The sequence below is a fragment of the Sphingopyxis sp. genome, assembly GCF_016463645.1.
In the GTDB taxonomy this organism is placed as follows: Bacteria; Pseudomonadota; Alphaproteobacteria; order Sphingomonadales; family Sphingomonadaceae; genus Sphingopyxis.
The window spans coordinates 1-24,499 of the sequence record NZ_JAEMQX010000052.1 but is presented as its reverse complement, the minus strand read 5'-3'; the positions used below and the strand labels follow the sequence as shown (position 1 = coordinate 24,499).

At 65.7% G+C, this 24,499-nt stretch carries 24 protein-coding genes and 1 tRNA gene; 12 read left to right on the top strand and 13 right to left on the bottom strand.

What is annotated here, in order from left to right; genetic code table 11:
* Window positions 1-538 (bottom strand): rod shape-determining protein (locus tag JHC57_RS12305; protein ID WP_294030324.1); only part of this gene is annotated, 538 nt, incomplete at its 3' end.
* 191 nt (window positions 539-729) lie between these two features.
* On the opposite strand from JHC57_RS12305, the gene mutL reads away from it, so the two are divergent.
* Both mutL and JHC57_RS12295 read left to right on the top strand, forming a co-directional pair.
* Complete coding sequence (gene mutL, locus JHC57_RS12300; protein WP_294030323.1) at window positions 730-2,550, top strand: DNA mismatch repair endonuclease MutL; 1,821 nt, start codon at window positions 730-732, stop codon at window positions 2,548-2,550.
* Between the two features lies 1 nt (window position 2,551).
* Complete coding sequence (locus JHC57_RS12295) at window positions 2,552-3,079, top strand: hypothetical protein (RefSeq protein WP_294030322.1); 528 nt, start codon at window positions 2,552-2,554, stop codon at window positions 3,077-3,079.
* Here JHC57_RS12295 and JHC57_RS12290 read toward each other — a convergent pair.
* Both JHC57_RS12290 and JHC57_RS12285 read right to left on the bottom strand, forming a co-directional pair.
* The gene (locus JHC57_RS12290) at window positions 3,076-4,641 is read right to left on the bottom strand and encodes an alkaline phosphatase D family protein (RefSeq protein WP_294030321.1); all 1,566 of its coding nucleotides are present in this window, start codon (window positions 4,639-4,641) and stop codon (window positions 3,076-3,078) included. The genes JHC57_RS12295 and JHC57_RS12290 overlap by 4 nt on opposite strands.
* A gap of 80 nt (window positions 4,642-4,721) precedes the next feature.
* Complete coding sequence (locus JHC57_RS12285; RefSeq protein WP_294030320.1) at window positions 4,722-5,459, bottom strand: glutaredoxin family protein; 738 nt, start codon at window positions 5,457-5,459, stop codon at window positions 4,722-4,724.
* A 41-nt stretch (window positions 5,460-5,500) separates the two neighbouring features.
* Here JHC57_RS12285 and JHC57_RS12280 point away from each other — a divergent pair, with 41 nt between their 5' ends.
* Together JHC57_RS12280 and JHC57_RS12275 are read left to right on the top strand one after the other, a co-directional pair.
* Entirely contained in the window at window positions 5,501-5,902 is a 402-nt protein-coding gene (locus tag JHC57_RS12280; protein WP_294030319.1) for a MerR family DNA-binding protein, read from the top strand.
* Window positions 5,903-6,174: 272 nt separating this feature from the next.
* Window positions 6,175-6,414 carry a hypothetical protein gene (locus tag JHC57_RS12275; protein ID WP_294030318.1) on the top strand — a complete coding sequence of 80 codons (240 nt, stop codon included), beginning with the start codon at window positions 6,175-6,177 and terminating at the stop codon, window positions 6,412-6,414.
* Window positions 6,415-6,506: 92 nt separating this feature from the next.
* Here JHC57_RS12275 and ychF read toward each other — a convergent pair whose 3' ends face one another.
* A complete protein-coding gene (gene ychF / locus JHC57_RS12270; protein WP_294030317.1) occupies window positions 6,507-7,604 on the bottom strand; it encodes a redox-regulated ATPase YchF in 1,098 nt (365 codons plus the stop codon).
* Window positions 7,605-7,735: 131 nt separating this feature from the next.
* On the opposite strand from ychF, the gene JHC57_RS12265 reads away from it, so the two are divergent.
* On the top strand, window positions 7,736-8,389 hold the full coding sequence (locus JHC57_RS12265) for a CAP domain-containing protein (protein ID WP_294030316.1): 654 nt from the start codon (window positions 7,736-7,738) through the stop codon (window positions 8,387-8,389).
* A gap of 68 nt (window positions 8,390-8,457) precedes the next feature.
* Window positions 8,458-9,609: a serine hydrolase gene (locus JHC57_RS12260; RefSeq protein ID WP_294030315.1), complete on the top strand. Its 1,152-nt coding sequence runs from the start codon at window positions 8,458-8,460 to the stop codon at window positions 9,607-9,609.
* Window positions 9,610-9,656: 47 nt separating this feature from the next.
* On the opposite strand, the gene JHC57_RS12255 is transcribed toward JHC57_RS12260, so the two are convergent.
* The 8 genes from JHC57_RS12255 to JHC57_RS12220 all read right to left on the bottom strand — a co-directional run bounded on the left by JHC57_RS12255 (window position 9,657) and on the right by JHC57_RS12220 (window position 16,140).
* Entirely contained in the window at window positions 9,657-11,531 is a 1,875-nt protein-coding gene (locus tag JHC57_RS12255; protein WP_294030314.1) for a PhoX family phosphatase, read from the bottom strand.
* A 139-nt stretch (window positions 11,532-11,670) separates the two neighbouring features.
* Entirely contained in the window at window positions 11,671-12,240 is a 570-nt protein-coding gene (pth, locus tag JHC57_RS12250) for an aminoacyl-tRNA hydrolase (protein ID WP_294030313.1), read from the bottom strand.
* Between the two features lie 69 nt (window positions 12,241-12,309).
* Window positions 12,310-12,948, bottom strand: a complete 639-nt coding sequence (locus JHC57_RS12245) for a 50S ribosomal protein L25/general stress protein Ctc (protein ID WP_294030312.1) — start codon at window positions 12,946-12,948, stop codon at window positions 12,310-12,312.
* 111 nt (window positions 12,949-13,059) lie between these two features.
* On the bottom strand, window positions 13,060-13,902 hold the full coding sequence (locus tag JHC57_RS12240) for a TraB/GumN family protein (RefSeq protein ID WP_294030311.1): 843 nt from the start codon (window positions 13,900-13,902) through the stop codon (window positions 13,060-13,062).
* Between the two features lie 53 nt (window positions 13,903-13,955).
* Window positions 13,956-14,882 (bottom strand): TraB/GumN family protein, encoded by a 927-nt coding sequence (locus tag JHC57_RS12235; protein ID WP_294030310.1) that lies wholly within the window; start codon window positions 14,880-14,882, stop codon window positions 13,956-13,958.
* Window positions 14,883-14,934: 52 nt separating this feature from the next.
* Window positions 14,935-15,372 (bottom strand): hypothetical protein, encoded by a 438-nt coding sequence (locus JHC57_RS12230; RefSeq protein ID WP_294030309.1) that lies wholly within the window; start codon window positions 15,370-15,372, stop codon window positions 14,935-14,937.
* Window positions 15,365-15,577 carry a helix-turn-helix transcriptional regulator gene (locus JHC57_RS12225; protein ID WP_294030308.1) on the bottom strand — a complete coding sequence of 71 codons (213 nt, stop codon included), beginning with the start codon at window positions 15,575-15,577 and terminating at the stop codon, window positions 15,365-15,367. The genes JHC57_RS12230 and JHC57_RS12225 overlap by 8 nt, the downstream gene beginning before the upstream one ends.
* Before the next feature lie 236 nt (window positions 15,578-15,813).
* Window positions 15,814-16,140: a UrcA family protein gene (locus JHC57_RS12220; RefSeq protein WP_294030307.1), complete on the bottom strand. Its 327-nt coding sequence runs from the start codon at window positions 16,138-16,140 to the stop codon at window positions 15,814-15,816.
* A gap of 275 nt (window positions 16,141-16,415) precedes the next feature.
* Between JHC57_RS12220 and JHC57_RS12215 the strand changes: the two genes are divergently transcribed.
* The 6 genes from JHC57_RS12215 (at window position 16,416) to JHC57_RS12190 (ending at window position 23,359) form a co-directional block, all read left to right on the top strand.
* Window positions 16,416-17,297 (top strand): glycine--tRNA ligase subunit alpha, encoded by an 882-nt coding sequence (locus JHC57_RS12215; protein WP_294030325.1) that lies wholly within the window; start codon window positions 16,416-16,418, stop codon window positions 17,295-17,297.
* A complete protein-coding gene (gene glyS / locus JHC57_RS12210) occupies window positions 17,294-19,354 on the top strand; it encodes a glycine--tRNA ligase subunit beta (RefSeq protein ID WP_294030306.1) in 2,061 nt (686 codons plus the stop codon). The genes JHC57_RS12215 and glyS overlap by 4 nt, the downstream gene beginning before the upstream one ends.
* Before the next feature lie 112 nt (window positions 19,355-19,466).
* On the top strand, window positions 19,467-22,127 hold the full coding sequence (gene ppdK, locus JHC57_RS12205; RefSeq protein ID WP_294030304.1) for a pyruvate, phosphate dikinase: 2,661 nt from the start codon (window positions 19,467-19,469) through the stop codon (window positions 22,125-22,127).
* Between the two features lie 6 nt (window positions 22,128-22,133).
* Window positions 22,134-22,709 carry a DUF1214 domain-containing protein gene (locus JHC57_RS12200; RefSeq protein WP_294030303.1) on the top strand — a complete coding sequence of 192 codons (576 nt, stop codon included), beginning with the start codon at window positions 22,134-22,136 and terminating at the stop codon, window positions 22,707-22,709.
* Between the two features lies 1 nt (window position 22,710).
* Window positions 22,711-23,238: a DUF1254 domain-containing protein gene (locus JHC57_RS12195; RefSeq protein WP_294030302.1), complete on the top strand. Its 528-nt coding sequence runs from the start codon at window positions 22,711-22,713 to the stop codon at window positions 23,236-23,238.
* A gap of 44 nt (window positions 23,239-23,282) precedes the next feature.
* A tRNA-Arg gene (locus JHC57_RS12190) sits at window positions 23,283-23,359 on the top strand.
* A 144-nt stretch (window positions 23,360-23,503) separates the two neighbouring features.
* Here the strand turns inward: JHC57_RS12190 and JHC57_RS12185 are convergent.
* Window positions 23,504-24,499, bottom strand: a 996-nt coding sequence (locus JHC57_RS12185) for an acyl-CoA dehydrogenase family protein (protein ID WP_294030301.1), incomplete at its 5' end; no start/stop codon positions are given.

Sequence of the window (24,499 nt, the reverse complement as noted above, 5' to 3'; positions counted from 1 at the left end):
GGAGCGACAGCACCGCGACTTCGGTCGTGCCGCCGCCGATGTCGACGACCATCGAGCCGATCGGTTCGGTGACGGGCATGTCGGCGCCGATCGCGGCCGCCATCGGCTCCTCGATCAGCCACACTTCGCTGGCGCCGGCGTTCGACGCGGCGTCGCGGATCGCGCGGCGTTCGACGCTGGTCGAGCCCGAGGGAACGCAGATCACGATCTCGGGGCTGCGGAATGCGTTCGGCTTGCCCCCGTGCACCTTGGTGATGAAATGCTTGATCATCTGTTCGGCGACGTCGATGTCGGCGATGACGCCGTCACGCAGCGGGCGGATCGCCTCGATGCTGTCGGGGGTCTTGCCCATCATCAGCTTGGCGTCGTCGCCGACGGCCTTTACCCGCTTGATCCCGTTCAGCGTCTCGACCGCGACGACCGACGGTTCGTTGAGCACGATGCCCTTGCCGCGCACGTACACGACCGTGTTCGCGGTGCCGAGGTCGATAGCCATGTCTTGGGAGTTGAATTTAAGCCAGCGAGAAAAGAAGGACATCGATACTGCTTCCTGTCATCGAAGCCGCGCCATGATGGACACGCCCCTGTCGTGATTTACCCGCGCGCCCGGCCGGCGACAGCTGCAATCAGGGGGAGATTCCGGCTCGTCCACAGGGGGTGGCTGGACAAAATGATCAGGGCTGTGCGGATGGGTCGCGATTTGCGTTCGACTGCGCTAGGAGAGCGGCCATGTCAATACGTCGCCTGCCGGAAAAGCTAGTAAATCGGATCGCAGCCGGTGAAGTGGTTGAAAGACCCGCCGCGGCGCTGAAGGAACTGGTTGAAAACGCTGTCGATGCCGGTTCGACTCGTATTTCGGTGCGAATCGCCGAGGGCGGGATTTCGCGGATCGAGGTCGAGGACGACGGGTGCGGCATGACCGCCGCCGACATGGCGCTCGCGCTCGAACGCCATGCGACGTCGAAGCTGCCGACCGACGCGATCGAGGACGTCACGACGATGGGCTTTCGCGGCGAGGCGCTGCCGTCGATTGCGAGCGTCGCGCGGCTCACTCTCGAAAGCCGGACCCACGGCGGCGACGGCTGGAAGCGCGTCGTCGACAATGGCGCGGTGATTGCCGAAGGGCCTGCCGCGCTGGCAAAGGGCACGCGGGTGCTGGTCGAGGATCTGTTCGCGCGGGTGCCGGCGCGGCGCAAGTTCCTGCGCAGCGGGCGCAGCGAATATGCCGCGTGCCTCGATGCCGTGCGGCGGCTGGCGATGGCGCGCCCCGACATCGCCTTCGTGGTGGAGCATGACGGGCGCCGCGTCCTCGACGTACAGGGCGGGCAGGACCGGCTGACGCGCGTCGCGGCGCTGACCCAGCGCGAGCTCGCCGCGAACAGCATCGGGGTCGACCTCGACCGCGGCGAGGTGCATCTGGGCGGCGTGATCAGCCTGCCGACCTACAATCGCGGGATCGCCGATCATCAATATCTGTTCGTCAACGGACGGCCGGTGAAGGACCGGCTGCTCGTTGGCGCGTTGCGCGGCGCCTATGCCGATCTGCTCGCGCGCGACCGGCATCCGGTCGTCGCGCTGTTCCTCGACGTGCCGACGAGCGAGGTCGATGTGAACGTCCATCCGGCGAAGACCGAGGTGCGCTTCCGCGATCCGCAGCTCATTCGCGGGATGATCGTCGGCGGCCTCCGTCGCGCGCTCGACGAGCATGGCTTTCGCAGCGTCCAGCGGCCGGCCGAGGCGGCGCTGGCGGCTTGGCAGCAGGAGCCGGTGGCGCCGCCGCCCGCGCCGACGCTGTTCGCGGCGCATCTGCCCTATCCGCACGCGCCCGCGACACATCTTTTCGGCGCCGAAGGGGATGCCGCGACGACCGCGCTGCTCCGCGACCGCATCGTCGATTTCGCGCCGCTGCGCGATGCCTTGCCGATGGGCCGCGCCGAACCCGCGATTGCGCCGGTCCCCGAGGTCGACGCGCATCCTCTCGGCATCGCCCGCGGGCAGATCGCGAAAACCTATATCGTCGCCGAGGCCGAGGACGGCCTTGTCATCGTCGACCAGCATGCGGCACACGAGCGGCTCGTGCTCGAACAATTGCGCCGCGGGATGAGCGGACAGGCCGTGCCCTCGCAGGGCCTGCTGCTGCCCGAGGTCGTCGAACTCGACGAGCCCGCGTGCGACCGGCTCGAGACCGCGGCACCGCAACTCGCCACGCTCGGCGTCGAACTCGAACGTTTCGGCCCCGCGGCGGTGATGGTCCGTGCGACCCCGGCGATGCTGGGCGCGATCGACTGCCACAAACTCGTCACCGACATCGCCGACGATCTCGCGGGTTATGACGCCGCGCTCGGGCTCAGCGAGCGGCTCGAACTGGTCGCCGCGACGATGGCGTGCCATGGATCGGTGCGCGCGGGGCGGACCCTGAACGTCGCCGAGATGAACGCGCTGCTTCGCACGATGGAGGTCACGCCGCATTCAGGGCAGTGCAACCACGGCCGGCCGACCTGGGTGAAGCTCGCGATGGACGATGTCGAGAAATTGTTCGGGAGGAAATAGGATGGGGTTCCGGATCATCGCTGCCGCATTGGCGTCCATTGCGCTTGCCGTACCCGTGTTGGCCGCACCGCCGGCAAAGGCAGGGGCGTGTCCCGCCACGCCGGTCTTGCCGGATGATCTGGCGGATTGGTCGCGCGACGCATCGGGCAAGACGATCTATGCCTATGGCGACGATCTCGGCGCCGATTGGTCGCCGCTCGGCGCGGCGCGAACCGCACTGCCGCTGCACAGGTTCGAAAGCCTCCGCTACGGCGTCGCGCCCGAACGCAAGCCCGATGTCCATAAGTTCGGCGGGATGATCCCGATCGAGATGAAGAAGGCGGGGCGGTTGATCGTCGCGCTCGATGCCGGCGCATGGATCGACCTGGTGCGCGACGGCACCGTGCTGAAGTCGGTCGCCCACGGCCATGGGCCCGCCTGTTCGGGCATTCGCAAGATGGTCGAATTCGACGTGATGCCGGGGCGCTATCAGCTTCAGATCGTCAATGCGCCCTCGGCATCGATCCATGCGATGGCGGTGCTCCGCTAGGCCATTTTGAGGCCGGCGGTACCCCTTTCGACGATAGCGGTCGCGCGCTTTGACAGCGTGTTCACCGGCGTCGTTACCTTGTCGACGACCATGAAATGCGTCTGCCACGCCTCGCGGCCGACTTCGCACACGACATAGCCGCGCTGATCGTTGGCGAATTTGAGTTCGGGGTTCAGCTTCAGCCAGTCGTCGGTCCCGTTGCGCCTGTCGCTGCCGTCGCCGCCCGAGGTGATCGAGGTCGCGACGAATTCGGCGCCGACGACCTTGTCCCGAAGGATCAGGTCGCCGCAGAAATTCTGATGCTCGTCGCCCGTCAGCACGACGCAGTTTTCGAGCCCCGCCATGCGCGACAGGATGCGTTCGCGCGGCGCTTCATATCCCGCCCAGCTGTCGAGATTGAGGATCTTTCCGGACTCGTCGGGTTTCCGCCGGCGGTCGAGCGACATCATCGTCACTTGCTGCGCAAAGGCGTTCCACGTCGCGCCGCCCTTCGACAGATTGCGCGCCAGCCACTCTTCCTGCGCCTTTCCGAGCACCTGGGCGTTCTTGTCGAACACGCTGGGGCAGGCGGGCTTGAAGCCGTCGTCGCACGGCTGGTCATCGCGATATTGCCGCGTATCGAGCAGCTGCATCGCCATCAGGTCTCCATAGCGGAACTCGCGGTTCATCGCGACCATCCCGCCGCGCGGCAGCAAGGCTTTGCGGACGGGCATATGCTCGTACCACGCCTGCATCGCCGCCTGCTTCTTGAGCATGAAGACCTCGGGCGGGGCGGCATCGGGGTCGTTGACGTCGAGCCCGAGCTTCCAGTTGTCGATGTCCGACACCCAGTCGTTGCGGATCTCGTGATCGTCGAAGCTCGACAAATGGGCATGGACAGACCGCACCGCCTGCTGGTCGATATCCATCAGGGTTTGCGCGTAGGCGCCGCGGAAATCGTCGAGGTCGAAGAGTGCGCGCTGCGCATAGCTGCGAACGGGACGGATCGGCAAGCCGCTGTCGAACAGATAGTCCTGGCTGTATTCGTAGATGAAATCGCCGTAATGATAGACGAAGGCGAGGTCTTCGCGCGCCAGATGGCGATAGGCGCCATAGAAGCCCGATTCATAGTGCTGGCAACCGGCGACGCCGAATTTCAGCGCGTCGACCCGGGCGCCGGGCGCGGGCAGGGTCCGCGCACGGCCGCGGAGGCTCCGCTCGCCGCCCGCGGTGAAGCGGTAATAATAGGGCCGGTCGGATTGCAGTCCCGCGACCTCGACATGGACGCTGTGCGCCAGTTCGGGTCGCGCGAGTTCGGTGCCCCTTGCGACGATGTCGCGAAAGCCGCCATCGCTCGCGACCTCCCACTCGACCGGAATGTTCGTCAGCGGCATCCCGCCGTGGCGTTCCATCGGTTCCGGAGCGAGGCGCGTCCAGATGACGAACCCGTCGCTCGCCGGATCGCCCGCCGCGACGCCCAGCTTGAACGGGAAATCGCGGAAGATGCCCTGCGCCCGGACGATCGCCGGTGCGGCGAGGCCGGCGAGAGTCGCCCCGGCAAGGAAATGGCGGCGGTTATACATGCGAAGGCTCCGTCGGCGGCGAATCGATGCCTCTCGATAGCGGAGCCCCGTGCTACATCAATGACGGATGCAGCGGGCGGTCAGAACCACATCCGCGCCATCCACAGCGCCATCGCGACCATCATGACGTTTTCGGTGAGCGAGACGAAGCCCAGCGGCACCTTGCTGCTGCCGCCGACGCAGGCGCATTTGATGTCGCGCCTGTCGATATAGACCGCCTTGAACACCGACGCGGCGCCGATACTGCCGATGAAGAGCGCGACGGGGATCGACAGCCAAGGGAGGGCGTGTGCGGTCATCAGCACGCCTGCGAGCCCCTCGGCAAAGGGATAGATGCTCGCATAGGGCACCCAGCGCCGCGCGAGCAGGTCGTAATTGAGGAACATCGTCGCGAACCTGTCGATGTCCTGCAGTTTCAGCAGTGCGAGCACGATCATGCTGAACGAGATGAACCATTCGGCGGCGCGGAGGGTGAAGGCGCTGCCCTCGACCGCGAAGCTGGCGGCAAGCGCCATCAGCGCCGTCATCGCGAAAAGCGCGACGACCGGCGTATAGCTCGTCGCGTCAGGATCGGCGACTGTCAGCCCGAAATGACGACGGAGGTCGTCATAGCCGCCGACACGCACGCCATCGATGAAGGTCTGCGGCGTCGTCTTGACGCCATGCTCGGCCTTGAACGCGTCGGTTTCCTCGCGCGTCGTCAGCCAGCGGTCGTCGACCGCGAAACCGCGGCTTTCGAGCAGATGTTTTGCCTTGAGGCCATAGGGGCAGATGTGCCCGGGCATGACCATGCGATGGAGGGTTGCCTGTTTCGTCATGCACCCCATATAGCTTCCGTACCATAGTACGGAGTCAAGCGATGCAACTGACGATCGGCAAATTGGCGGCGGCAGGCGCGGTCGGGGTCGAAACGATCCGCTATTATCAGCGCCGTGGCCTGCTCGACACGCCGGCGCGCAGTGGCGGCGACGGTTGGGGCGGGGGTGTCCGCCGCTATGGCGAGGAGGATCTTCGGCGCCTGAAATTCATCCGCTCGGCGCAGGCATCGGGTTTCACGCTCGACGAGATATCCGAGCTGCTGGCGCTCGAGGCGAGCGACGACCGCGCGCGGGTGCGCACGCTGGCGCGCCAGCGGATCGAGGTGCTCGACGAAAAGATCGCCCAAATGACGGCAACGCGCGCCGCCCTCGGGCGCCTCGCCGATCAATGCGCGGCGAGCGACAAGGGGCCGTGCCCGATATTGGCGGCGTTCGAGCCCTGATACTTGTCGAAACTTGTCACGGAATGGCCGCAGGCGACCGATTGCTGCCCGATCAATCATCGTCACCCCGGACTTGATCCGGGGTCCCGCTTGAAATCGAAACCTGCTCTTCCGCCATAAGAAGCGGGATCCCGGGTCAAGCCCGGGATGACGAAGCGGCGTGGCTTGCCGTCCGCTTCCCACCCCGCAGACGACATTCCGCCGAAGGTCTGTTACAGCCATCGGGGGCTGTCGGCGCCGGTCGCGCGAAAATCGTGAGGGAGCAGGGCGAGATGATGGAGAGTTTCGGAGCGCTGGTTGGCTGGACGCACCATGATGCGGGTGACCGCATCATGCTCCGGCTCGAAAGCGTGCAGTCTTCGGAAGCGGCAAGGAAGCACGATCCCGACCTGTTCCGGTTCCTCATGACCAAGCAGCAAGCGGCTATCCTGGGCAATTATCTGGTGCAGCTTTCCGGTCAGACGGCGGCCGTTCCGAAAAAGCGTAGCTGGTTTCGTCGTCGCTTCGGCTGACGCGCCTTCCGGTGGCGGCGTGAAACCGCCCCGGGATTCGGTTCGCTCGCCTCGCCCAAGGCACCGGGCGACCTTGCAATGACGAATTCGGATCAGCTGTGCAGAAAGTGCATCACGTCGCCATCGTGGACGACATAGGCCTTGCCTTCGGCGCGCAGCTTGCCGGCTTCGCGCGCCTTCGCTTCGCCGCCGAGCGTGACATAATCGTCATAGCCGATCGTTTCGGCGCGGATGAAGCCTTTCTGGAAATCGCTGTGGATCTCGCCCGCGGCCTCGGGCGCCGTGGCGCCGGTGTGGACGGTCCACGCGCGCGCCTCCTGCGGGCCGACGGTGAAGAAGGTGATCAGGTGGAGCAGTTCGTATCCGGCGCGGATGACGCGCGCGAGGCCGGTTTCGTGCAGGCCCATCTCTTCGAGGAACTCGAGCCGGTCGGCCATGTCCATCGTGACGAGCTCGCTCTCGATCGCCGCCGAGACGACGACCGCCTGCGCGCCCTCGGCCGCCGCCTTGGCGAACACCTTTCCGGAGAAGGCGTTGCCGTTCGCGGCGCTGCCTTCGTCGACGTTGCAGACATAGAGGACGGGCTTCGAGGTCAGAAGCTGCGCGGTGCGCAGGACGCGGGCTTCCTCGTCGTCCTTCGGCTCGACGAGCCGTGCGGGCTTGCCTTCACGGAGCAGGTCGAGCGCCTGACCGAGTACCGAGGAAGCGATCTTCGCTTCCTTGTCGCCCTGTGCCGCCTTCTTGGCGAAGGCGGGGACGCGCTTTTCGAGGCTTTCGAGGTCGGCGAGCAGCAGTTCGGTCTCGACCGTCTCGGCGTCGGCGACGGGGTCGACCCTGTTCTCGACATGCTGGATGTCGTCATCCTCGAAACAGCGCAAGACATGGACGATCGCGTCGACCTCGCGGATGTTGCCGAGGAACTGGTTGCCGAGCCCTTCGCCCTTCGACGCGCCGCGCACGAGGCCGGCGATGTCGACGAAAGCGAGCTGCGTCGGAATGATCTTCTTGCTGCCCGCGATGGCGGAGAGTTTCTCCAGCCGCGCGTCGGGCACCGCGACGTTGCCGATATTCGGCTCGATCGTGCAGAAAGGATAGTTCGCCGCCTGCGCCGCCGCGGTTTCGGTCAGCGCGTTGAACAGGGTGGACTTGCCGACGTTGGGCAGGCCGACGATCCCGCATTTGAAACCCATAAAAACTCCGTGAGGTCCGGCCTGCCGTCGAACGCGGCGGCTGTGTTGCAGCGCCCCTAGCGCCAAGTCGCGCGCGATGCCAGTCTTTGCCGTTGCGCGCCGTTCAGACTTGCGGCTTTATCGCACCCGCCATGACGAAACCGCGCTTTCTTGCTGCCGGCATGCTCCTGACTCTCGGTGCAACGGCCGCCGTTGCGGCGCCCAGCCGTTTCGAGGAAGGCGTTTTCATCGAACTCAACCGCTTCCGCAGCGACCCCGCGGCGTACACCGAATATCTGCGCGATTATCGCCCGCGCTTCGAGGGCAAGCTTCTGATCGGAGCCGACGACGGCGAAATCGACATCATGACGCGCGAGGGCGTTGCCGCGGTCGACGAGGCCATCCGCGAACTCCGGCACGAAAAGCCGCTGCCGACGCTGGAATGGAGCGACGCTCTGGCGCGCGCGGCGGCCGACCATGTCGCGGTGCAGTCGCGTTCGGGTGCGGTCGGCCATTATACGCGCGGGAACGGACCCGGCGAGCGGATGACGGCGCGCGGCGGCGGCCCCTATGTCAGCGAAGTCATCACCTATGGCCATCACACCCCCGAAGGGGTGGTCGACCAACTGCTGATCGACGACGGCGTACCCAACCGCGGCCATCGTTTCAGTCTGCTCCGCCCGACGCATCGCTACGCCGGCGTCGCATGCGGTTCGCACCCCGTACACCGGACGATGTGCGTCACGCTGATGTCGCCGACGCGCGACGGTTCGCCGCCGCCGCCTCCGCAAAGAAAAGCCCCCTGACAACAAGCGCTTGCGTGGTGTATTGTTATGATATAGCAGTGGCCATGTCCTGAGATGCGGAGATGGCGATGCGCGGTGGGAAACTGGCCTGGATACTGCCCTTGCTGATGGCGGTCCCCGCTGCGGCGGAGCCGCTTCCCGATACGGCGGCAATCGCGGGAACCGCGAAAAAGGCGATGACCGCAACCGGTGCGCGCGGTCTCGCCATCGCGACGATCGACAGGGGCAAGGTCGTGTCGGTGCAGGCGTTCGGCGAGCGCAATGCCGGGGGCGATCCGCTGACGCCGCAGACGATCATGTACGGCGCGTCGCTTACCAAGGCGGTCTTCGCCTATACAGTGCTGCGGCTGGTCGACGAGGGCAAGGTCGATCTCGACAAGCCGATCGCCGACATGCTCGCGAAGCCGCTGCCCGATTACGGCAATCTCGACGATTACGGCAATTGGGGCGATCTGGCGGGTGACGGGCGCTGGCGAGCGATCACGCCGCGCATGGTGCTGGGTCACAGCACGGGTTTCGCCAATTTCGCCTTCCTCGAACCCGACGAAAAGCTCCGCATCCATTTCGACCCGGGCAGCCGCTACGGCTATTCGGGCGAGGGGATCAGCCTGCTACAGTTCGCGCTCGACGAGGGGCTGGGGCTCGACACCGGCAAGGAAATCCAGCGCCTCGTCTTCGATCCGCTCGAAATGCCCAATTCCAGCCTGATCTGGCGCCCCGACTTCGCGGCCAATCTGGCCGATGGCTGGGAACTCGACGGCAAGGCGGTGCCGCACGACGAGCGCAGCCGCGTCCGCGCCGCGGGGTCGATGGACACGACGATCACCGATCTCGCCAATTTCGCCGCGGCGCTGGTATCGGGCGAGGGGTTGTCGAAGGCTGCGCGCGCCGAACTCCGGCGTCCCGGCCTCGCGATCGCCTCGCGCTCGCAATTCCCGACGCTGCAGGACGACGCGCCCGAAGCGGAGCGGCCCAAGGGGATCGCGGCGAGTGTCGGGCTGATCACCTTTACCGGACCGCAAGGCGCGGGCTTCTTTCGCGGCGGGCATAATGATTCGACGGGCAACACGCTCGTCTGCCTCGATCGGGGCGAGCGCTGCGTGCTGATCATGTCGAACGACGTCCGCGCGGAGGCCGCCTTTCCGATGATCGTGCGCGACATCCTTGGCGAAACGGGTGCGCCCTGGCGCTGGATCTTCGGCGATATGAAATTTGTCTGAAGGGGCCCGCGCGCTCCCCCGGGGCGGGAGAGCGCGCGGCGCGCCGATCAGTTGCCGACCGGCTGGTTGTCGGTGCGGCGCACGACGATCGTCGACGAGCGCGGCTGTTCGCCGGCAACGGGCCAGTTGCCCGTCGGGTGCTGGATGTTGACGAAGAAGGTGCGAAGGTCGGGCGTATAGGCGAGGCCCGTGATCTCGCAGCCGAGCGGGCCGACGAGGAAACGCTTCGACTGTTTGCTCACCTGATCGATATGGAACATCGCGTTATGCCCGAAGGCCTGGTCGATCGTCGTGCCGGCGACGCCCGAATTGCCGGGGACGCTGTGATCGGTCTGCACCCACATGCGGCCCTGCGGATCGATGCGGAGGCCGTCGGGGCTCGAGAAGGTGTCGCCGACGATATTGCCGACGAGGTTGCTGCCGCCTGCCGAAAGCGACTGGTCGCCCGCGGTCAGGAAGATTTCCCAGCTGAACTTCGTCGCCAGCGGCGAGTCACCTTCTTCGCGGAACTTGATGATGTGACCGTGCAGGTTGGTGACGCGCGGGTTGGCGGGGTCGGTGACGCGGCGGCCGCTGTTGTTCGTCAGCGTGCAATAGACCGCCTTGTTGTCGGGCGCGACGGTCAGCCACTCGGGGCGGTCCATCACGGTGCCGCCGGCGACGCGCGCCGCCGACTGGCAATTGAGCAGCACGTCGGCCTGATTGTTGAAGTTGACGGTGGTCGGCGCCGGCGGCGTCGCGCTCTGGCTGACGTTGCCCGGATCCTGCGCGCCGGCGGTCAGCCCGTTCTGCCCGACGACCAGTGCGCGCCATTCGCCGGTGCCGTCGGCGTTGAAGCGCGCGACATAGAGCGTGCCATCGTCGAGGAGATCGGTGTTCGCGGCGCGGTTCGTCGTGCTGTAGGCTTGGCTGGGGACGAATTTATAGATGCAGCCCGGCGTCGTATCGTCGCCCATATAGAAAGCGACCCGGTTGGCGCTGTTCGTCATATAGGCGACATTTTCGTGGTTGAAGCGGCCCATCGCGGTGCGCTTCGTCGGTTGCGCCAGTTCGCGCCGCGGGTCGATCTCGACGACCCAGCCATAGTCGGGATCGGGCTGCGACAGGTCGAGATAATTGTTCATCGTCTCTTCGCAGGTCAGATAGGTATCCCACGGGGTGCGGCCGCTGGAGCAATTGTTGAGCATGCCCTTGATCGTGCCGGAGGTCCGGCTGGCGGCGGGGCCGCCGGCACGATAGCCGGTGTTGCCCGTGTAGCGACGGTTGTAGGTCGACCCGGCCTGGATCGACCATTTGCCGTCGCTGCCCTTCGAGATTTCGACGACGCTGATGCCGACCGCCGAGAGGGCAATGGCCTTCTGATCCGCAGTCGCGGTTGCCTCATTATAGGTGCCGGCCATCAGGATATTGAAATCGGGCAGCTCGTGATTGATCGCGAGCAGGCCGCGATTATTGGCATCGACGCCCGGAAAGGCGAAATATTCCATACCGTCATGATTGCCGCCGGCCCATTTCTCGGCAATCGCGGGGGTCGCGGGAAAGCCGCCCGAATAGGGCGCGCCGGCTTCGACCGAATCGCCGGCCTTCAACAGCACGTCGACAGTATAGCCGTTCGGCACCGTGACCTTGTCGTCCTGGTTGGCGACGACCGCAGCAAAACTGACGGCAAAGCTCGGCGGTGTCGGCGTGGGGGTCGGCGTCGGGGTCGGCGTGGGCGGTACAACGACGCTCGGGTCGCCGCTCGTGTCATCGCAAGCGGCAAGCGCCATGACCGGGAAAACCGACAGCCCGAACAGGCCGTTCCTCAGCAGCGTGCGGCGCGTCGGATTTTGCGCAACGATGGCCTCGAGGCTGTCCGGCCCTGGCTCGCCGCCGCTTTCGCCACGAAAAGGCGCACGGGCTTCGTCGGTAAGATGTGACATGCAAATCCCCTGTTTCGGTTGAGTACCGGGACTCGGTCGCCCCGGTTTGGGTGGCGCACCGATTGCAGAGGTTGGTGTCAGCCGCGTTGCTCGAACGCGTCGAAATGCAATGACTTATGTGACGCTCATGTGACGGCGGTCAGCCGTTGAGGCGCAGCGCGAGGTCGCTCTGGAAGCGGACGTCGTCGCCGTCGGCGAGCCATTTCGCCTCGGCCGCGATCGCACCGAGGAGGTCGATGAGCGGCTCCATCTCGCTCTTGTGATAATTGCCGAGGACGTGGCCGGTCACGCGGTCCTTGTGTCCCGGATGGCCGATGCCGATGCGTACGCGGCGGAAATCCTCGCCGATATGCTGGATCATCGAGCGGATGCCGTTGTGGCCGGCCGCGCCGCCGCCCTGCTTCACCTTCACCTTCATCGGCGCGAGATCGAGCTCGTCGTAAAAGGCGGTGACGTCCTGCGGGGTCAATTTGTAGAAATCGAGCGCGGCGCGCACGCTGCGGCCGCTTTCGTTCATGAAGGTGCCGGGTTTGAGCAGCAGGATGCGCTCCGATCCGATGCGGCCTTCCTGGATCCAGCCCTGGAATTTCTTTGCCGGAGCGGGGAAGTCATAGAGATCGGCGATGACATCGGCGGCCATGAAGCCGACATTGTGACGGTGCATCGCATATTTGGGCCCGGGATTGCCGAGGCCGACCCAGAGCTGCATGAGACTGCCTTTCCCAGGGGCTGTCGTTGGCGGCCCCTTCCGGTCAGGGAAGGGGCCGGCCAAACGGGATCAGGCTTCGTCGCCGCCTTCGGCAGCAGCTTCGCCTTCGTCCTTCGTCGTGTCGCCGTCGCTCGACTTGAGCGCCGACGGGGCGACGATCGTGGCGATGGTGAAGTCGCGGTCGGTGATCGCGCTTTCGACGCCCTTGGGCAGGGTGACGTTGCTGATGTGGATCGAATCGCCGACGTCGAAGCCGGTCACGTCGATCGCGATCTCGTCGGGGATCTTGTCCGCGTCGCAGACGAGTTCCAGCTCGTGGCGAACGATGTTCAGCACGCCGCCGCGCTTCAGGCCCGGCGAGGCTTCTTCGTTCTGGAACGAGACCGGCACCGCGACCTGGACCTTGGCGTCCTTGGCGATGCGCAGGAAGTCGGCGTGGATCGGGCGATCCTTGACCGGGTGGAAGGCGACGTCCTTGGGCAGGGTGCGGATGGTCTTGCCACCCACGTCGATCATCACGACCGAGTTCATGAAGTGACCCGTCATCAGCTGCTTCATCAGCAGCTTTTCTTCGACGTGGATCATCAGGGGTTCTTCCTTGCCGCCATAGACAACGGCGGGGACGCGGCCGTTGCGACGCAGGTCACGCGAGGCTCCCTTGCCTCCGCGTTCGCGCGTCTCGGCCGTCAGCGTCAGCTGATCGCTCATGATATTTCTCCGAGAAACAGTTACACAGTTCCGCCACGCCTCCAGGGATGACCATGGCCGGAAGCGGGGGCGCATAGCGGGGAAGGTGCGGAATTGCAAGCGCGGTGCGCGCTATTGCACGCGCACGACCCTCAGGCCTTCGGCCTCGAGCATCGCCGGCATCCCGTCGGCGCCCACCAGATGCCCCGCGCCGACGGCCACCAGCACCGTTCCGGGGCGCGCCATCCGCCGCTTCGTCCATGCGCTCCATATCCGGTTGCGGTCGGTGATGATCGCCTTTCGTGCCGCGGGGACGCGGTCGACATCCTCGTTGATCACCTTTTCGAGCGCGGCGACGTCGCCGCGGCCCCATGCGGCGGTCAAGGCAGCCACGTCTTTCACTGCAGTGCCCGATTCTTCGGCCGCGCGCGTCAGCAGCGCACGTTGCGCCGCCGGATCGAGCGTTTCGAACAGCATCAGCTGGGCGCGCGCGGTTTCGAGCCCCCCGACCGGCTTGTCGGCCGCCTCGAATCTTTCGGTCAGCCCGGTCTCGACGCCGTCGGCGGGCGAAAGGCCGGCGTTTTGCGCGACCCGTTGTCCCATCAGGACCATGACCGCCCAGTCATCCAGCCCATCGGCGCCGAAAGCGCGGCCGCTCGCCTCGAGGGCCCGGTATCCGAGGAGTGCCTTGCCCTGCAGGCGGGCTTCGATCGCAAGCGGGCTCTTGCGCGGGGCAAGGTCCCGGAACACGTCGGCTGCCGCGGCGAGTTCGGCGGGCGGCAGTTCGAGGATCAGTTCGTCGGCAGCGTCGATCGCGCTCGCGACCTTGCCGCCGTCCCAGTCGGTGCCCGGCGGTAGCGCGTGCATCGTGCCGAGCAGATAGACGCGCGTGTCGTCATCCTCGATCAGCCACATCGCCGGCCGTGCCTGCGGGCCGGGGGCGGCAGTGCCGCACGCGGCGAGCAGCAAAGGCAAGAGGGCCGCCGCGAAGCGGCGACCCCCATGTCCGGCCCGGGGCACTTCGCGGTTCAATATTTGACCCGCTTCGCGGTCAGCCCGCGCGCCTTCAGATAGTCCTGCACGCTTTTCTCACCGGCCAGATGGCCCGCGCCGACCGCGACGAAGACCGTGCCCGGCTGATCCATCCGCGCCGCGAGCTGCTCCGCCCAGCGGGCATTGCGGTCCCACAGCAGCGTCTTGGCGAGCTCGGGCGTCGCCGCCATGCTTTCATTCATCGCGACGGCGAGCCCATCGGGGTCGCCCTTCGCCCAGAGTGCGACCATCTTGTCGAGCTGGGGACCGAGCTTGTCGAGATCCTTCACCACCGTGTCGAGGAAGGCGATCTGCTGCGTTTCGGGAAGGCCGTCGAAGAAGCCAAGCTGTTCGGTCAGCGTTTCGAGCCCCGCGACGGGCTTGCCGGCGTCCCTGGCAAAACGCGTCAGCTGCTTTTCCGCACCCTGTTCGGGATCATAGCCGAGCTTGGCGAGCGGCAGGACCGACAGGGTGATCGCGGGGAACCAGGGTTCGAACATGTCGAACTGCGCGGCGGGCAGGCCGACGCTCGTCATCGCCGCCTGATAGGCCGCGAGCTGTTCGGGGTTCAGCCGCGACGACAGGGTCTTTCCGCCCTGATCGATCGCGAGCGGCATCATGACCTTCAGCGCTTCGGCCTGGTCCTCCGGCATCACGATTTCGAGCATCAGCTGGTCGGATTTGTCGAACGCGGTCTTCACCGCCTCGTCGAACCAGCCGAGGCCGGGCTTCAGCACATGGACGGTGCCGAAAAGATAGATGGTCGTGTCGTCGTCCTTTACGACCCACAGGGCAGGGTCGGCGTCGGTCGTCGGTGCGGCGGTCGCGGCCGCGGGTTCGGCGGCGTGGGCGGAAAGCATCGCGATGGGGGCAAGTGCGGCGATCGCACAGCCTGCCGCGAGCGTCTTGAACCAGTTCTTCATCGGAGAATTGCCTTTCTTGGGCAGCTAGAACATTTGCGGGAAAGCGGAAAGGTCAGCGGAACTTCAGCCACAGATAGACGATGCAGTTCACGACCAGCGAGAAGACGAACAGGATCATCGCCTCGGCGGGCGGCGCCATGCCGGCGCGGTGGAGTACCCACCAGACGGGTGCGGGAAAGATGAAGGCATACCAACCCGCCAGGCTCGCCCAGAGCCAGGCATGTTCCTCATGATCGTCGATCGCGCGGTGATAGATGATCATGCAGATCGCGAGGCCGATCACCCATGCTGCAGAGGCGCCCATGGCGAATCCCGGCGTCAGGGCGCCGCTGAAGATCGCCCCGATCGAATGCGGTGCATTCGCCTGGTCGGCCACCATCCAGCCGCCGACGATCCCGCCGATCACTCCCGCGAGCCCGAGCGAGGTCCAGTAGCGCTTTTGCCGGGGGGACATGCGGCGGCGGGGCTTCGAAATGTCGGCATCAGTCATTGTCGTTTCCTTCGTGGCCGTCGTCGAAGATATCCTCGATCGGCATGTCGAACAGGCGCGCGAGTTTGAAGGCGAGCGGCAACGACGGGTCGTATTTCCCGGTTTCGATCGCGTTCACGGCCTGTCGCGAGACATCGAGCCGGTCGGCGAGTTCCGCCTGGCTCCAGTTCCGCATCGCGCGCAATACTTTCAGCTTGTTGTTCATCGGCGCCTCGCCAGCATTTCCGTCCGAAGGATCATGGGCTTCCCATAGACATCAAAATATCGGGGAAGGGAATTATTTGCCGGATCCTTCGAACGGTCGGGGTTGGAGCAACAGACCGGACGGGCATTCGCCGGGGCAAGAGACTGGAGCGCCGTCACGGGGAGGGCGCTCCAGCCCAGGTCGCCAGCCGTCACCGGGGAGGTACGGCACGAACGAAACCGTCCCGATCCCTGACGTTACCGGGCGGTGCCGATCATCAGCAGCGCGAGCCGGGTGCCGCGTTCCGCCTGCGCGATGGCGTTCCGCGTCTGCGGCTCGGCCTGCGCGAGGGCGGCAGAAACGCATGCGGCGCGGCGGCTGTTCTCGGCGGCGCCGCGGGCCCCGGTCTGGCAGATGGAGCGCGCCGCGCTTTTGAGGCGGGTGTCGAGGCGCTCGCGACCGGTGGCGCGGCTCAGGTCGAGGTCGTCGATCCGGACGGCAGCGGTTTCGGTCTCGACCTGCGCGGCGGCGGGTACGGCAGCGGCGGTGAGCGAGAGCGCGAGGATCAGCGTGCGGGTCATCATGGTATTGCTCCTTGGATCGAGTGGTCTTGGTCAACTCAACCTGTCTTCATGTCAGGTATACATGACTATATGTCGCGATTCGCTGACCATGTCAACAACACCTTGCAAAAAGTTTTGAAAACCTGACCAAGCCGCATATTTTCGCGCCATGGCGAGCGGTCGGGAGCCTTGACCATGCGCCGCTGCTGGGCCAATGCGACGGCGATTTTTGCACCTGCGAAGGAATTGCGGCTGTGGCCGACGGGGCGGACAAGACACCACTCAGCTTTCAGGACATGATCCTGACGCTGCACAATTACTGGAGCGCACGCGGCTGCGCGATCCTGCAGCCCTATGACATGCGCGTGGGGGCAGGGACCTTTCATCCCGCGACGACGCTGCGCAGCCTCGGTCCCGAGCCGTGGAACGTCGCCTATGTCCAGCCGAGCCGCCGCCCGACCGACGGCCGTTATGGCGAGAACCCGAACCGGCTGCAGCATTATTACCAGTATCAGGTCATCCTGAAGCCGTCGCCGGCCGACCTGCAGGAACAATATCTGGGCAGCCTCGCCGCGATCGGTATCGATCCGCTGCTCCACGATATCCGTTTCGTCGAGGACGATTGGGAATCTCCAACGCTCGGCGCGTGGGGGCTGGGCTGGGAAGTCTGGTGCGACGGGATGGAAGTCACCCAGTTCACCTATTTTCAGCAGATGGGCGGCTTCGACTGCAAGCCCGTCGCGGGCGAGCTCACCTACGGGCTCGAACGCCTCGCCATGTATATCCAGAATGTCGACAATGTGTACGACCTGCGCTTTTCCGATGCGGTCGGCGATGTTCCGGCGGTCAGCTATGGCGACGTGTTCCTCGAGAATGAGCGTCAGTTCTCGAAATGGAATTTCGAGGTCGCCGACACCGATACCTTGTTCGCGGGGTTCAAGGCGGCCGAGGAAGAGTGCAAGCGCGCCATCGCGGCGAACGTGCCGCTCGCCGCCTATGACCAGGCGATCGAGGCGAGTCACCTGTTCAACCTGCTGCAGGCGCGCGGCGTGATCAGCGTGCAGGAACGCGCGAACTATATGGCGCGCGTCCGCGATCTCGCGAAGGGCAGCTGCAAGGCGTGGATCGACAGCCAGTCCGGGCGCTGGACCGAAAAATATCCGGGGTGGACGCTGTGACCGATTTCCTTCTCGAACTGCGCAGCGAGGAAATCCCCGCGCGGATGCAGGCCGGCGCGCGCGCCGAGCTGGAAAAGCTGTTCCGGGCGCAACTCAGCGCTGCGGGCCTCGAAGCGGGCGAGCTCACCATCTGGTCGACGCCGCGTCGCCTCGCGCTGATCGCAAAGGGTCTTCCCGAAGCGACCGCCGCGGTCAGCGAGGAACTCAAGGGCCCGCGCAGCAGCGCGCCGCCGCAGGCGCTCGAAGGCTTCCTCCGCAAGACCGGCCTGACGCAGGAGCAGATCGAAGACCGCGATGGCGTTTATTTCGCGGTGATCGACAAGCCCGGCCGCGCGACCGCCGAGGTGCTGGCTGAGGCGATCCCCGCGATCGTCCGTGCCTTCGCATGGCCGAAGTCGATGCGCTGGGGCAAGGAAAGCGCGAGCAGCGAGAGCTTGCGCTGGGTGCGCCCGCTGTCGGGCATCGTCGCGATCTTCGGCGAAGAGCTGATTCAGTGTGAAGTTAGCGGGATTTCGGCGGGTTTTGCGACGCGCGGCCACCGCTTCCACTGCCCGGGCGAGATCACCATCGGCTCGGCGTCGGACTATGCCGAAAAGCTGCGCGCGTGCCACGTCATCGTCGACCATGAGGAACGGCAGGCGATCATCCGCGACGGCGCCGCCAAGGTTGCGGCCGATGCGGGCCTCACGCTGGTCGAGGACGAGGGGCTGGTGATCGAGAATGCCGGGCTCACCGAATGGCCGGTGCCCTTGCTCGGCCGCTTCGACGAAGCGTTTCTGGAGGTGCCGCCCGAGGTCATCCAGCTCACCGCGCGCGTGAACCAGAAATATTTCGTCGTTCAGTCGTCTAATGGTAAGTTAGCCAACGGCTTCGTCTGCACCGCGAACATCGACGCGGTCGATGGCGGCAAGGAAGTCGTTGCAGGCAACCAGAAGGTGCTCGCGGCGCGTCTGTCGGATGCGCGTTTCTTCTGGGAACAGGATCTCGCGCATTCACTCGAATCCTATCTGCCCAAACTCGAATCCATGCTCCTTTACGAAGGGATGGGGTCGTTGCGCGAAAAGGCCGAACGTATCTCGACGCTGGCGGGCTGGATCGCCGAGCAATATTTCCCCGAGCGCGATCCCGATACCGCCCGTCGTGCGGGCCTGCTTGCGAAGGCGGATCTGGCGACTGGCATGGTCGGCGAGTTCCCCGAATTGCAGGGCGTTATGGGCGGCTATTATGCCGAACGCGGAGGTGAGAAGCCCGGTACGGTTTCCGCTCTCAACCAGCAATATATCGCTGCGGTCGAAGGTTGCATCCCGGCATGCGTCGCCCTCGCGGACCGGATCGATACGCTCACCCTGTTTTTCGCACGCAATATCAAGCCGACCGGCTCGCGCGATCCCTTCGCGCTGCGCCGGGCCGCGCTGCAGACGATCCAGACGGTGCTCGTCAATGGTACGCGCCTAAATCTGAAGCGCCTCGTGGAAAAGAGCCACGAAATCGCCAAGGGCAATACGTCTATCGCGGAACATATCGAAGTTTCGGACGGCGCAGCTCTTTCCGCCGATCTGCTCGACTTCTTCGCCGACCGCCTCAAGGTCCAGCAGCGGGAAGCCGGCGTTCGCCACGACCTGATCGACGCGGTGTTCGCGCTCGGCGGCGAGGACGATCTCGTCCGTCTGCTCGCCCGCGTGAAGGCGTTGCAGGCGTTCATGGCGACCGAGGATGGCACCAATCTGCTCGCGGGCTACAAGCGCGCGGCGAATATCCTGAAGCAGGTGGGCGAGGTGAGCGGCACCGCCGCAACGACGCCGCCGACCGATGCCGATGCCGCGCTGCTCGCCGCGCTCGACACCGCCGAACCCGCGGCTTCCGATGCGGTCAGCGAGGAGCGTTTCACCGACGCCATGGCGGCGCTCGCTTCGCTCCGCGCGCCGATCGACGCCTTTTTCGACGGTGTGATGGTCAACGACCCCGACGAGGCGGTGCGTGCCTGGCGCCTCGGCCTGCTCGCGCGATTTACCGGCGCGGTGCATGGCGTCGCCGATTTCTCGAAGATCGAGGGCTGACGCGGCGATTATGTGCCGCAGCTTATAATGAACGAAGTAATTCTGAATCGACCAATTGGCTTTGCATACCTACCCAGCCGCAACCTCCTCCCCGGGGCAGCAGGAGCATGACATGACGAAGATGGTGCATTTGTTCGGCGGCGCGGCCACGACGGCCGAACGTTCGAAGGAATTGCTGGGCGGCAAGGGTTCGAACCTCGCCGAAATGGCCTCGATCGGCCTGCCGGTGCCCCCGGGCTTTACGATCACTACCGATGTCTGCACCGCTTATTATACGAACGGCGAACAGTTCCCGGCGGGCCTCGTAGAGGATGTCGCGGCGGGTATCGCGCATATCGAGGGCATTACGGGCAAGAAGTTTGGCGATGCCGCCGATCCGTTGCTTGTCTCGGTCCGTTCGGGCGCGCGCGTGTCGATGCCGGGGATGATGGACACGGTCCTCAACCTCGGGCTCAACGATCGGACAGTGGTCGGCCTGTCCGAAGCCTCGGGCGACCCGCGCTTCGCGTGGGACAGCTATCGCCGCTTCGTCCAGATGTACGCCGACGTCGTCATGGGCCTCGACCATGCGGAGTTCGAGGAGGCGCTGGAAGTCGCCAAGGAAGACAAGGGTTTCTACCTCGACACGGAGATGTCGGCTGAAGACTGGCAGGCGCTGGTCAAGGAATATCAGGCGATCGTCGAGCGCGAGACCGGCGCGCCCTTCCCGCAGGAACCGAACGACCAGCTCTGGGGCGCGGTCGGCGCCGTCTTCGCGAGCTGGGAAAGCGACCGCGCGAAGGTCTATCGCCGCCTCAACAGCATTCCCGGCGAATGGGGCACCGCGGTCAATGTGCAGGCGATGGTGTTCGGCAACATGGGCGACACGTCGGCGACGGGCGTCGCCTTCACGCGCGACCCCGCGACCGGCGAACGCGCCTGGTACGGCGAATGGCTGATCAACGCGCAGGGCGAGGACGTCGTCGCGGGCATCCGCACGCCGCAATATCTCACCAAGATCGCGCGCGAGAATGCGGGGGCCAAGCCGCTCAGCATGGAAGAGGCGATGCCCGACACGTTCGGCGAACTCGGCCGCGTCTTCGACACGCTCGAAAATCACTATCGCGACATGCAGGACATCGAGTTCACCGTCGAACGCGGCAAGCTCTGGATGCTGCAGACGCGTAGCGGCAAGCGCACCGCCAAGGCGGCGCTGCGCATCGCGGTCGAAATGGCGGCCGAGGGGCTGATTTCGGAAGAGGAAGCGGTCGGCCGCGTCGACCCGGGCGCGCTCGACCAACTGCTCCATCCGACGCTCGACCCCAATGCGCCGCGCGACGTGCTGACCAAGGGGCTTCCCGCAAGTCCGGGCGCCGCATCGGGGAAGATCATGTTCGACGCCGACAGCGCCGAAAAGGCGGCGGGAAGGGGCGATGCGGTGATCCTCGTCCGCGTCGAGACGAGCCCCGAGGACATTCACGGCATGCATGCCGCGAAGGGCATCCTGACCGCGCGCGGCGGGATGACCAGCCACGCGGCGGTCGTCGCGCGCGGTATGGGCCGTCCCTGCGTCTCGGGCGCCGGCGGGCTGTCGATCGATGGCTCCGCGCGCGTGCTGCGCGTCGCGGGCCGCGAACTGCGTGAAGGCGATATCCTCACCCTTGATGGCTCGACCGGCGAGGTGATGGCGGGCGAGGTCCCGACCCTGCTCCCCGAACTGGTCGGCGATTTCGGGACGCTGATGGGATGGGCCGACAAGGTGCGCCGGATGAAGGTGCGCACCAACGCCGAGACGCCGCAGGATGCACAGGTCGCGCGGGACTTCGGCGCCGAGGGTATCGGGCTCTGCCGCACCGAGCATATGTTCTTCGACGCCGCGCGCATCACCGCGGTGCGCGAGATGATCCTCGCCGACAGCGAGGACGGTCGCCGCGCCGCGCTGGCCAAGCTGCTGCCCGAACAGCGCGGCGATTTTGCCGCGATCTTCGGCGTGATGGCGGGACTGCCGGTGACGATCCGCCTGCTCGATCCGCCGCTCCACGAGTTCCTGCCCACGCGCGAGGAGGATTTCGCCGACGTTGCCGCGGCTGCGGGGGTGGGCATCGAGGCGCTGAAGGCGCGCGCCAACGAACTCCACGAGTTCAACCCGATGCTGGGTCATCGCGGCTGCCGTCTGGGTGTGACCTATCCCGAAATCTATGAGATGCAGGCGCGCGCGATCTTCGAGGCGGCGTGCGACGTTGCCGCCGAAACCGGCGCGGCGCCGATTCCCGAGGTGATGATCCCGCTGGTGGCGACACGCCGCGAATTCGACCTGATGAAGGCGGTCGTCGATGCGCAAGCGAAGGCGGTGTTCGTCGAAAAGGGCCGCGAGATCGCCTATCTGGTCGGGACGATGATCGAGCTGCCGCGCGCCGCGCTGATGGCGGGCGAAATCGCCGAGAGCGCCGAATTCTTCAGCTTTGGCACCAACGACCTGACGCAGACGACGATCGGCATCAGCCGCGACGACGCTGGCCGCTTCCTGACGCAATATGTCGACAAGGGCATCTTCCTGACCGACCCGTTCGTCAGCCTCGACGTCGAGGGTGTCGGCCAGCTCATCGAGATCGCCGCCGATCGAGGCCGCAAGGCGCGCCCGCATGTCAAGCTCGGCATCTGCGGCGAGCATGGCGGCGACGCGCCGAGCATCCATTTCTGCGAACGGACGGGCCTCGACTATGTCAGCGCCTCGCCCTACCGTGTGCCTATCGCACGTCTGGCGGCAGCACAGGCGGCGCTGAAACGGGGGTAGGACGCGATGAAGAGCTGGCACCGCTATGCGATCACTCTGGTGGGCGGATTGGCGGTGGGGCTCGGCGCGGCGTGGGCGCTCACGGCCAGCGGCCTCGGCGACGGCGGAATCCGCAACGGTCCGTGGACGACCTCGCTCAGTTACGGTACCAAGACGACCGATCCGCTGACGCGCGCGATGGTAGCGCGCTCGGGGCTGCTTGCGCTGCCTGCGAAGGAAACCGTCTACTGGATGGCGAAAAGCGACGCGAGCGGTGCGCCGCTCGACGGCGATTGCCGCTACAGCCTGTCGGGAACGCCGCTCGACGCGCGCTGGTGGAGCGTCACGGTCTATGACGACAAGGGGTATCTCGTCGACAATCCGGGACGCATCTGGTCGGTGAACGGCGCCAATGTCGCGCTCGACGCGAAGGGCGAATGGCGCGTGACGATATCGCCCGACAGGCCGGCGGGCGGCGCGTGGCTGCCGGGGATCGAGCGGCAGCGCTTCCAGCTGACGCTGCGCATGTACAATCCCGGCAAGACCTTCCGCGCCGATCCGGCAAGGGCCGCGCTGCCGCGGATCGTCAAGGAGGGCTGCTGAGATGCGCCGCTGGCTCGGCCCGATCCTTTTCGGCCTGATCGTCGCCGCGGCCGCCGCCTGGGCCGCCATCCTGTACATTCCCTATGGGCTGATGAACGTCGCGATGGAGCGGCTGGGGCAGGGGGGCACCAATAGCATGTCCCACGGCAATCTCGCGACGCCCGAGCGCCAGCCCGTCGTGCGGCCGAGCCCCGATCTGGCCTATTCGAGCTGCCCCTATGACCTGTCGAAGGGACCGGTGGCGATCGACGTGACCCCGGTGCCGGGCCGCTACAGCTCGCTCAGCCTCTTCGACGCGGCGACCGACGTGATTTTCGTCCGCAACGATGTCGAAGCGGGCGGCAAGCCCTATCGAATCATCGTCGCGCGCGAAGGGCAGGCGGTGCCCGCGGGCGTCGAAACCGTTCGTACGAATCATGATCGCGGGATCGCACTGATCCGGCTTTTGCTGAAAGACCCCTCGGAAATCAGCGCCCTCGACACAGTTCGCCACCAATCGTCGTGCCGGACGGTCATAAATCCGAAATAGGGGGTTGCGCGCCCGCGCGGCGGGTCCTAAAGGCGCCTCTCCACGCACCCGTAGCTCAGCTGGATAGAGCATCAGACTACGAATCTGAGGGTCGGACGTTCGAATCGTTCCGGGTGCGCCATTTCCCTCCCCATGACGCGCAAAGCCGCCCCGAGGCAGGGATTTTCCTTTAATTGCCGTGGTATATCGACCGGAGGTCGCGGCGCTTCTGCGCGTCTGCGCGGGCCGGCGATTCCGGGCGGCGGCGCACCGCCGCCCGTGCCGATCAATGGCGACCGAGTTCCTCTCGGCCGACCACCATATAATGGACCTCGTCGGGGCCGTCGGCGAAGCGCAGATGCCGCACGTCGGCATAAAGATCGGCGAGTGGGGTCCAGTGCGAGATCCCGGTCGCGCCGTGAATCTGGATCGCCTGATCGATGATCTGGCAGACGCGTTCGGGCACCATCGCCTTCGCCATGCTGACCCAGACGCGCGCCTCGCGGTTGCCGAGCAGGTCCATCGCCTTTGCCGCCTTGAGCACGATCAGCCGCATCGCCTCGATCTCGACGCGTGCGCGGGCGATCACCTCGAGATTCTTGCCGAGCTGCGACAGCGGGCGGCCAAAGGCGGTGCGCGAATTGCCGCGCTTCACCATCAGGTCGAGCGCGACCTCGGCCTTGCCGATCGTGCGCATGCAATGGTGGATGCGACCCGGCCCGAGGCGCATCTGCGAGATCTCGAAGCCCCTGCCTTCGCCGAGCAGGATATTCTCGCGCGGGACGCGGACATTGTCGAAACGCATGTGCATGTGACCCTGCGGCGCATGGTCGGCGCCAAAGACGCGCATCGGGCCGAGTACCTCGACGCCGGGCGTGTCCATCGGCACGAGGATCTGCGAATGCTGCCCCTTGCGCGCGGCCTCGGGGTTGGTCTTGACCATGCAGATCAGGATCTTGCAGCGTGGATCGCCGGCACCGCTGATGAAATATTTTTCGCCGTTGATGACCCATTCCTCACCTTCGAGGCGCGCGCTCGTCTCGAGATTGCTCGCGTCGGACGAGGCTACGCCGGGTTCGGTCATCACATAGGCGGAGCGGATTTCGCCGTTCAGCAGCGGTTTCAGCCAGCGCTCCTTCTGTTCGGGCGTGCCGACCATCTCGAGCACTTCCATATTGCCGGTATCGGGCGCCGAGCAGTTCAGCGATTCGGACGCCAGCGGCGATTTGCCGAGTTCGGCGGCGATATAGGCATAGTCGAGGTTGCTGAGCGGCGTTCCCGT